This window comes from Streptomyces sp. SID5785, assembly GCF_009870065.1.
Classification (GTDB): Bacteria; Actinomycetota; Actinomycetes; order Streptomycetales; family Streptomycetaceae; genus Streptomyces.
Map to the genome: position 1 here is coordinate 1 of NZ_WWIA01000074.1, position 9245 is coordinate 9245.

General features: G+C 71.7%; 8 protein-coding genes. 2 read left to right on the plus strand and 6 right to left on the minus strand.

Annotated elements, in window-relative coordinates:
* Positions 1-403 precede the first annotated feature (403 nt).
* Positions 404-1738, plus strand: a complete 1335-nt coding sequence (gene gabT, locus GTW43_RS02380; protein WP_161299874.1) for a 4-aminobutyrate--2-oxoglutarate transaminase — start codon at positions 404-406, stop codon at positions 1736-1738.
* A gap of 482 nt (positions 1739-2220) precedes the next feature.
* On the plus strand, positions 2221-2787 hold the full coding sequence (locus tag GTW43_RS38580) for a phosphatase PAP2 family protein (RefSeq protein WP_343245869.1): 567 nt from the start codon (positions 2221-2223) through the stop codon (positions 2785-2787).
* A gap of 12 nt (positions 2788-2799) precedes the next feature.
* On the opposite strand, the gene GTW43_RS02390 is transcribed toward GTW43_RS38580, so the two are convergent.
* The 6 genes from GTW43_RS02390 to GTW43_RS02415 all read right to left on the minus strand — a co-directional run.
* Complete coding sequence (locus GTW43_RS02390; protein WP_161299876.1) at positions 2800-4641, minus strand: glycoside hydrolase family 18 protein; 1842 nt, start codon at positions 4639-4641, stop codon at positions 2800-2802.
* 72 nt (positions 4642-4713) lie between these two features.
* Positions 4714-5169 (minus strand): hypothetical protein, encoded by a 456-nt coding sequence (locus tag GTW43_RS02395; RefSeq protein ID WP_161299877.1) that lies wholly within the window; start codon positions 5167-5169, stop codon positions 4714-4716.
* Between the two features lie 146 nt (positions 5170-5315).
* Entirely contained in the window at positions 5316-6743 is a 1428-nt protein-coding gene (locus GTW43_RS02400; RefSeq protein ID WP_161299878.1) for an FAD-dependent oxidoreductase, read from the minus strand.
* Positions 6744-6781: 38 nt separating this feature from the next.
* Positions 6782-7570 carry an ABC transporter permease gene (locus tag GTW43_RS02405; protein WP_161299879.1) on the minus strand — a complete coding sequence of 263 codons (789 nt, stop codon included), beginning with the start codon at positions 7568-7570 and terminating at the stop codon, positions 6782-6784.
* Positions 7570-8502 carry an ABC transporter permease gene (locus GTW43_RS02410; protein ID WP_161299880.1) on the minus strand — a complete coding sequence of 311 codons (933 nt, stop codon included), beginning with the start codon at positions 8500-8502 and terminating at the stop codon, positions 7570-7572. The genes GTW43_RS02405 and GTW43_RS02410 overlap by 1 nt, the downstream gene beginning before the upstream one ends.
* Positions 8499-9245 (minus strand): ABC transporter ATP-binding protein (locus tag GTW43_RS02415; protein ID WP_161299881.1); only part of this gene is annotated, 747 nt, incomplete at its 5' end. The genes GTW43_RS02410 and GTW43_RS02415, both read right to left, overlap by 4 nt.

Consider the following 9245-nt stretch of genomic DNA (forward strand, 5'->3'; position numbering starts at 1 on the left):
TACGTGCGCGGGCGGCGCGGGCGGACTCGCGGGCCTCGGGACCGACGACGGGCGCCCCTGCGCGGGGGATGCCGGTGCGCCACCGGCGGTGTCACTCGCCTCGTACGTGCCGTCGCTCTCCATGAACCCCTGCCCCAAGACCTGCCAGGTCGCCGTCACCGTGTCGCCGCCAATCTAGTGCGCGGGCCTGGGGAGTTCACCGCTTACGCGGCCCGCGCGGGCGGACTGGCCGGGAATGACATGTGTCCACCGCGGACAACAGGACGGCGCGACCCCACCCCGATGGAGCATGACCGCCTCCCGGGACCGCACCTAACCTGCGGAGGAACCCCCCGATGAACCCGGCGAAACCGGACCCCCGCGGATCCCGGCGCAGCCGCCCCACGAGAACCAGGAGCCCCGCATGAGCGACATCCCGCAGGAGCGCCGCGTCGTCACCGCCATCCCCGGCCCGAAGTCGCAGGAGCTGCAGCAGCGCCGCGTCGCCGCCGTCGCCGCGGGTGTGGGCTCCACGCTGCCCGTGTTCACCGCCCGTGTGGACCGCGGCATCATCGAGGACGTCGACGGCAACCGGCTGATCGACTTCGGTTCCGGTATCGCGGTGACCTCGGTCGGCGCCTCCGCCGAGGCCGTGGTGCGCCGCGCCTCCGCGCAGCTCCAGGACTTCACCCACACGTGTTTCATGGTCACGCCGTACGAGGGCTACGTGGCCGTCGCCGAGGCGCTGGCCGAGCTCACCCCGGGTGACCACGCCAAGAAGTCGGCCCTGTTCAACTCGGGCGCCGAGGCCGTCGAGAACGCGGTCAAGATCGCCCGTGCGCACACCGGGCGCACCGCGGTCGTCGTCTTCGACCACGGCTACCACGGCCGCACCAACCTCACCATGGGCATGACGGCGAAGAACATGCCGTACAAGCAGGGCTTCGGTCCGTTCGCCCCCGAGGTGTACCGCGTCCCGGTCGCCTACGGCTACCGCTGGCCGACCGGCGCCGAGAACGCCGGCCCGGAGGCCGCCGCCCAGGCGATCGACACCATCACCAAGCAGATCGGGGCCGACAACGTCGCCGCGATCGTGATCGAGCCGGTGCTCGGCGAGGGCGGCTTCATCGAGCCGGCCAAGGGCTTCCTGCCGGAGCTCGTGCGGTTCGCCCGTGACCACGGCATCGTGTTCGTCGCGGACGAGATCCAGTCCGGCTTCTGCCGCACCGGCCAGTGGTTCGCGTGCGAGGACGAGGGCATCGTCCCCGACCTGATCACGACGGCCAAGGGCATCGCGGGCGGCCTGCCGCTCGCCGCCGTGACGGGCCGCGCCGAGATCATGGACGCCGCGCACGCGGGCGGCCTCGGCGGCACCTACGGCGGCAACCCGGTGGCCTGCGCGGGTGCGCTCGGCGCCATCGAGACGATGAAGGAGCTCGACCTCAACGCCAAGGCGAAGGAGATCGAGGCCACGATGAAGGCCCGCCTGACGGCGATGCAGGAGAAGTTCTCCGTCATCGGCGACGTGCGCGGCCGCGGCGCGATGATCGCCGTCGAGCTGGTGAAGGACCCGGCCACCAAGGAGCCGCACCCCGAGGCCGCCGCCGCGCTGGCCAAGGCCTGCCACGCCGAGGGCCTGCTCGTCCTCACCTGTGGCACCTACGGCAACGTGCTGCGCTTCCTGCCTCCGCTGGTCATCGGGCAGGACCTGCTCAACGAGGGCCTCGACATCATCGAGGGCGCGTTCGCGGCGCTCTGAGCGGCCGGACGCCCTCCCGTCACACGGCCCGACCTGGGGTGATCGACCCGGTGACCGTTCCGTGACCTGAGGTGACGGTCGGGCCGTGTGAAGAAGGTGTGCGGGGGCGATGGCATGTTGGCCAAGCGTCTGTCGCCCCCTCGCCCCCTGACGTACGGTTTCTGCAGATGAGAGAAACACCTCGCTCACGGGGGACCGTGGGCGACGCCGGGACGGAGCCTCCCCAGCCTCGCCCTGGTCGTGCCCTCGCGCACACACCCGGAGCTTCCGGCTCCGGAACTCCTCACCGATCGGACGGTCGCCCGCCCCAAACCCCCCGGGGCGCGCGGCACGCCGATCAGTTCGGCCGGCCCGGAACCACCCCCCCTGTTCCGGGCTGGCCGACCACTTCTTCCAGGCTCTCCGGATTCACCGGACCCCCCTGGCTCCCCGGACTTCTCGCGGCCCTCACCGCGGTCCTCTTCGCCGCGCTCACATGGCAGGTGGCGGTCGACGGCCCGCTCCTCGGCCCCGACGAGCGGTTGGGCGACGCGATCCGCACGAGCGCGATCCCCGCGGGCCCCGCCGAGTTCTTCGCCGACCTGGGCAATCTCCCGGTGGCCCTGCCGGTCCTCGCCGCCGTGCTCGCGTACACGTCCTGGCGCACCCGCACGTGGCGTCCGGCCGCACTCGCCGTGCTCACGGCCGCCCTGGTCCCGGCCCTGGTGGCGCCGCTCCAGGCGCTGCTCGACCGCCCGGGTCCGCCGCCGATGTCCCCCGCGACCGGCTTCTACCCCTCGGGGCACGCGGCGACGGCGGCGGTGGTCTACGGCCTGTGCGCCCTGCTCCTGCGCGGGCGCCCTCTCCTCGTCGCCTGCCTGGCCCTGAACGCGGCGGTGGGCCTCGGCCTGGTCCGCCAGGGCTACCACTGGCCCGTCGACGTACTCGGCAGCTGGTGCCTGGCGTCCCTCCTGCTGCTCGCCTTCGCGTGGGGCCGCGCCCGGATCGACGGCAGGGGCGACGGCGCACAGGGCGGCCGCCGCCCCACCGGTGACCTCCGACGGGCCTGAGACGCGCGCCGTCTATCCGAAGTAGGCGTCGAAGTTCTTCTGGAACTCCCAGCCGCCGAACCGGTCCCAGTTCACGGACCACGTCATCAGGCCGCGCAGCGCGGGCCAGCTGCCGTGCGGGGCGTACCCGCCGCAGTTCGTGTTCTTGGTCAGGCAGTCGAGCGCCTTGTTCACCTCGGCGGGGGCGACGTACCCGTTGCCCGCGTTCGTGGCGGCCGGCATGCCGATGGCGATCTGGTCGGGCCGCAGCGGCGGGAACACGTTGTCCGCGTCCCCCGCGACCGGGAAGCCGGTGAGCAGCATGTCGGTCATCGCGATGTGGAAATCGGCGCCGCCCATGGAGTGGTACTGGTTGTCGAGGCCCATGATCGGCCCGGAGTTGTAGTCCTGGACGTGGAGCAGGGTGAGGTCGTCGCGCAGGGCGTGGATGACGGGGAGGTAGGCGCCGCAGCGCGGGTCCTGGCCGCCCCACTTGCCGGTGCCGTAGAACTGGTAGCCGTTCTGGACGAAGAAGGTCTCGGGGGCCATCGACAGGACGAACGCGTCGCCGTACGTGGCCTTGAGGGTCTTCAGCGCCGAGATCAGGTTGACGATCACCGGGGTGGTCGGGTTCTTGAAGTCGGTGTCGTCGGTGTCCAGGGACAGCGAGTGGCCCTCGAAGTCGACGTCGAGGCCGTCGAGGCCGTACTCGTCGATGATCTTCGAGACGGAGGAGACGAAGGTGTCGCGGGCGGCGGCCGTGGTCAGCTGGACCTGGCCGTTCTGGCCGCCGATGGAGATGAGGACCTTCTTGCCCGCGGCCTGCTTGGCCTTGATCGCGGCCTTGAACTCGGCGTCCGACTCGACGCCGGGGCACTCGGAGGCCGGGCAGCGCGTGAAGCGGATGTCGCCCGACGTGGTCGAGGTCGGTTCGCCGAAGGCGAGGTCGATGACGTCCCAGCTGTCGGGGACGTCGGCGAGCCGGGTGTAGCCGGCGCCGTTGGCGAAGCTCGCGTGGAGGTAGCCGACCAGGGCGTGGGCGGGCAGGTCGGCGCTGCCGCCCGGGCCGCCGGTGTCGGGGGCCGCGGTGGTCGCGGTCACCGGTGCCGTCCGCGCGGACTCGCCCGCGTCGTTCACGGCGGCGACCTGGAAGCTGTACGCGGTCTCGGGGCTGAGCCCGGTCAGGGTCGTCGATGTGCCGGTGACGGTGCGGGACTTGGTGCCGTTGGCGTAGACCGCGTAGCCGGTGGCGCCGGGCACGGCGTCCCAGGACAGGGCGGCGGTGGTGGCGGTGACGGTCCCGGCGGTCAGCCCCGAGGGGGCCGCGGGAGGCGCGGGGGTGTCGCCGCCGGGGCCGACGAGCGTGATGTCGTCGGCGCCGTACGCCGGGGTGCCGTACCAGCCGTGGGTGAAGAGCGTGACCTTCGTCGTGGACGGCCCGGTGCGGAAGGTCGTGGTCAACTGCTGCCAGTCCGGGGCCGACTGGGTCCAGGTGGAGACGTCGGTGGTGCCGGTGCCGCTCGCGCCGAGGTAGACGTAGGACCCGCGGACGTAGCCGGACAGGGTGTACGTCGCGTCGGGCTTGACGGTGACCGTCTGGCTGCACTGGGCGTTGTCGCCCGCGGTCGGGGTGGCCTGGAGGGCCGATGTCCCACCGTGCACCGGGGAGTCGACGGTCGTGCCGGTGCCTGCCGCGCAGGTCCAGCCGTCCAGGCCTGACTCGAAGCCGCCGTTGCGGGCGAGGTCGGTGTCGGCGGCGCGCGCGGGCGCGGACAGGGCGGTGAGTCCGGTCGCGGCCAGCGCGGCGGCGGTGAACGCCGTGAGCAGGCCGCGACGGGCGCGGGTGCGGGAACGGGGCGGTCTGGAACGGTCCATGAGTGCCTCCGGGACGGGCGGGGGAAAGGGCACGGTGGAGCGCGCCCAACTTGGTCCAGACCAATTGAGTTGTCAAGGGTTCCCGTCGGCCCGGCCCGCCGCTGCCTCGTGCAGGGCCAGTTCGAGCACTGCCGGGTCCGTGAGCGTGCCCGAGCCGTCCGGCGGTATCAGCCAGCGCACGTCACCGGCCGTGCGGCCCGGGTACGGGACCACGATCCAGGCGCCGAGGCCGACGCCCCGCACCCCCGTGCCGAGCCAGCGGCCGGCCGTGCCCGGCGGCACGAAGAAGCCCATGCGAGCGTCGCCGAAACCGGCGAGCACCGGGCCCGGCCGGTCGATCACACGGGTGAGCACGTCCAGCGTGGGATGGCCGAGGCCCACCGGCAGGATCAGCACGTCCCAGTTCCGGCCCGCAGGGAGCAGCACCACCCCCTGCGGGTCGCGCTCCCACATCCGGCGGCACGCCGCCGGATCAGGCGCCGCCGACACCAGCCATGTGACCGCCGACCTGGTCCCCGAGCCTGTCATCGCGGGGCCTCCCTCTCGCATCGTCCGTGTGGCGTTCACCGACGAGAGGGCCACCGGGCCGCAGCATTACGCGAGTTCGCGCAGAAATCTCCGCCGTGCCGCGGACCGGCCGCCTGCGCTGCGGCCTGCTCGGCCGGCCGCCGCGGTCAGCTGTCGAAGCCCAGGCCGACGCTGTCCATCGCCTTGAGCCACAGGTTGCGCCGGCCGCCGTTCTCGTCGGCGCGGGCCATGGACCACTTGGTGAGCGCGATGCCGGTGGAGGCGAACGGCTCGGGCGGGAACGGCAGCGGCTTCTTGCGGACCATCTCCAGCTCCGTGCGCTCGGTGCGCTCCCCCGACAGCAGGTCGAGCATCACGTCCGCGCCGAACCGGGTCGCGCCGACGCCGAGCCCCGTGTACCCGGCCGCGTAGGCGACGCGGCCGCCGAGCGCGGTGCCGAAGAACGCCGAGAAGCGCGAGCAGGTGTCGATCGCACCGCCCCACGCGTGGGTGAAGCGCAGGCCCTCCAGCTGCGGGAAGCAGGTGAAGAAGTGGTCCGCCAGCTTCGCGAACGTCTCGGGACGCTGGTCGTGCTCGGCGCGCACCTTGCCGCCGTAGGGGTAGATCGCGTCGTAGCCGCCCCACAGGATGCGGTTGTCGGCGGACAGCCGGAAGTAGTGGAACTGGTTCGCGCTGTCGCCGAGGCCCTGGCGGTTCTTCCAGCCGACCGAGGCCAGCTGCTGCGCGCTCAGCGGCTCCGTCATCAGCGCGTAGTCGTAGACCGGCACGGTGTACGCGCGCACGCGCCGGACCAGCGACGGGAAGACGTTCGTACCGAGCGCCGCGTGCCGGGCGAAGACCCGGCCGTACGGGGTGCGCACGGCGAGGCCCGCGCCGTCCGCGGCCAGCCCGGTCGCGGGCGTGTTCTCGTAGATCCGCACGCCGAGGCCGAGGCAGGCCCGCTTCAGGCCCCAGACCAGCTTGGCCGGGTTCAGCATGGCGACGCCGCGCCGGTCGTACAGGGCGCCGAGGAAGGTCGGCGAGTCGACCTGTTCGCGGGTCTGCCCGGCGTCGAGCAGCTCCAGGCCGTCCGCGAGACCGGCCTCGGTCAGCTCGGCGTGGTACTCGCGCAGCTCGGTGACCTGGTGGGGCCGGGTCGCGATGTCCAGCTCACCGGTGCGCTCGAAGTCGCAGTCGATGCCGTGGCGGGCGACGGCGGCCTCGATGGCGTCGAGGTTGGCCGCGCCCAGCTCCTCCAGCGTGCGCATCTCGGCGGGCCAGCGGGCGAGCCCGTTGGCCGCGCCGTGGGTGAGGGAGGCGGCGCAGAAGCCGCCGTTGCGCCCGGAGGCGGCCCAGCCGGTCTCGCGGCCCTCGACGAGGACGACGTCCCGGCCCGGGTCGCGCTCCTTGGCGAGCAGCGCGGTCCACAGCCCGCTGTAGCCGCCGCCGACGACGAGCAGGTCGCACCGCTCGTCGCCGGTGAGCGCGGGCAGGGCGGCCGGACGGCCGGGGTCGTCCAGCCAGTAGGCGACGGGCTGGGCGTCCGCGAGCGAAGCGGTCCAGCGGTTCCGGCGATTCATGGCGCCAGCGGCCATGATTCCAACTCCCTCAGGTGTTCCACAGCCGCCCTGGTTCAGGCGGCCTTGTTCTTCCGCCTGCCGACGAACATGCCGGCAAGTACGCACAGTACGGCGATCAGGAACATGGCCGTACCGATGACGTTGATCTGAACGGGTGTGCCGCGCTGCGCCGATCCCCACACGAACATGGGGAAGGTCACCGTGGAGCCCGCGTTGAAGTTCGTGATGATGAAGTCGTCGAAGGAGAGGGCGAAGGCGAGCAGCGCGCCCGCCGCGATGCCCGGCGCCGCGATCGGCAGCGTGACCCGCAGGAAGGTCTGCACGGGACCGGCGTAGAGGTCCTGCGCGGCCTGTTCGAGGCGCGGGTCCATCGACATGACGCGGGCCTTGACGGCCGTCACCACGAAGCTGAGACAGAACATGATGTGGGCGATGAGGATCGTCCAGAAGCCCAGCTGGGCGCCCATGTTGAGGAACAGGGTGAGCAGCGAGGCCGCCATGACGACCTCGGGCATCGCCATCGGCAGGAAGATCAGCGAGTTGATCGCGCCGCGCGCCCGGAACCGGTAGCGGACGAGCGCGAAGGCGATCATCGTGCCGAGCACGGTGGCGCCGATCGTGGCCCACACGGCGATCTGCAGGCTGAGCGAGAGCGAGCCGCACATGTCGGCGACGCCGCACGGGTTCTTCCAGGCGTCCAGGGAGAACTGCTGCCACTCGTAGTTGAAGCGGCCCTTCGGTTTGTTGAAGGAGAAGACCGTGACGATCACGTTCGGCAGGAGGAGGTACGCGAGGGTGATCAGACCCGCGATCACGACGAGGTTCTTCCGCAGCCAGCGCATCAGACGAGGTCCTCCGTTCCGGCCTTGCGGATGTAGACGGTGACCATGACGAGGATGGCCGCCATGAGGATGAAGGAGAGCGCGGCGGCGGTCGGGTAGTCGAGGATGCGCAGGAACTGCGTCTGGATGACGTTGCCGACCATGCGGGTGTCGGTGGAGCCGAGCAGGTCCGCGTTCACGTAGTCGCCGGCCGCCGGGATGAAGGTGAGCAGGGTGCCGGAGACGACGCCCGGCATGGACAGCGGGAACGTCACCTTGCGGAAGGTCGTGGCGGGCGAGGCGTACAGGTCGCCCGCGGCCTCGTGCAGCCGGCCGTCGATCCGCTCCAGTGACGTGTAGAGGGGCAGGATCATGAACGGCAGGAAGTTGTAGGTGAGTCCGCAGATCACCGCGAGCGGGGTGGCGAGCACCCGGTCGCCCTCGGTCATCCCGAGCCAGCTGGTGACGTCGAGGACGTGCAGCGTGTTGAGGGCGCCGACCACCGGCCCGCCGTCCGCGAGGATCGTCTTCCAGGCGAGCGTGCGGATCAGGAAGCTGGTGAAGAACGGCGCGATGACCAGGACGAGGACGACGTTGCGCCAGCGGCCCGCGCGGAACGCGATCAGGTAGGCGAGCGGGTAGCCGAGCAGCAGGCACAGGGCCGTCGCGCAGCCCGCGTAGAGCACGGAGCGCAGGAACTGCGGGTAGTACTCGGACAGTGCGTCCCAGTACGTCGCGAAGTGCCAGGTGACCTTGAAGCCGTCCTCCAGGGAGCCCTGCTGCACGGAGGTCGAGGCCTGGTAGACCATCGGCAGGGCGAAGAAGACGACCAGCCACAGGATGCCGGGCAGCAGCAGCCAGTACGGGACGAGGCGGCCGCGCCTGCGCGGCCCGCGGGGCGGCTCCCCGGCCGGGGCGGGCGCCGTCGGCGGCGCGTCGGTGACGGTGCTCATGCGGCCGTGTCCTCCGAGACCTTCTCCACGCCCGCATCGGCGTCCTGGGCGGCGTCGAGCCCGAAGGAGTGTGCGGGGTTCCAGTGCAGGACGACCTCGGCGCCGGGCACGAGGCGGGCGTCCCGCTCGATGTTCTGGGCGTAGACCTCGAACGCGTCGCTGTGCGGGGTGTCGATGACGTACTGCGTCGAGACGCCGATGAAGCTCGAGTCGGCGATCCTGCCGGTGATGCGGTTGCGGCCGTCCGGGACCTGGGCGGCGTCGTCGGCGTGCGCGACGGAGATCTTCTCGGGGCGCACGCCGAGCAGCACCTTGCCGCCGGTCTCGGTGGCGGCGGTGCAGCGTCCGGCGGAGAGGGCGAGGGTGCCGTCGCCCGTCTTGAGGGTGAGATCGTCGCCTGTGCGGCCGGCGATCTCGGCCTCGATGAAGTTCGAGGTCCCGAGGAAGTTCGCGACGAAGGTGGAGCGCGGGTTCTCGTAGAGGTCGGTGGGGGCGCCGAGCTGTTCGACGCGGCCCTGGTTCATCACGGCGACGGTGTCGGCCATCGTCATGGCCTCCTCCTGGTCGTGCGTGACGTGGATGAAGGTGATGCCGACCTCGGTCTGGATGCGCTTGAGCTCGAGCTGCATCTGGCGGCGCAGTTTGAGGTCGAGGGCGCCGAGCGGCTCGTCGAGGAGGAGCACCTTGGGGTGGTTGATGAGCGCGCGGGCCACGGCGACGCGCTGCTGCTGGCCGCCGGAGAG

Excerpts from the sequence above, each read along its gene's own strand:
- GTW43_RS02390 (WP_161299876.1), bottom strand. The coding sequence starts at position 4,641 with ATGGACCGTTCCAGACCGCCCCGTTCCCGCACCCGCGCCCGTCGCGGC.
- GTW43_RS02400 (WP_161299878.1), bottom strand. The coding sequence starts at position 6,743 with ATGGCCGCTGGCGCCATGAATCGCCGGAACCGCTGGACCGCTTCGCTC.
- GTW43_RS02405 (WP_161299879.1), bottom strand. The coding sequence starts at position 7,570 with ATGCGCTGGCTGCGGAAGAACCTCGTCGTGATCGCGGGTCTGATCACC.
- gabT (WP_161299874.1), top strand. The coding sequence starts at position 404 with ATGAGCGACATCCCGCAGGAGCGCCGCGTCGTCACCGCCATCCCCGGC.
- GTW43_RS02395 (WP_161299877.1), bottom strand. The coding sequence starts at position 5,169 with ATGACAGGCTCGGGGACCAGGTCGGCGGTCACATGGCTGGTGTCGGCG.
- GTW43_RS02410 (WP_161299880.1), bottom strand. The coding sequence starts at position 8,502 with ATGAGCACCGTCACCGACGCGCCGCCGACGGCGCCCGCCCCGGCCGGG.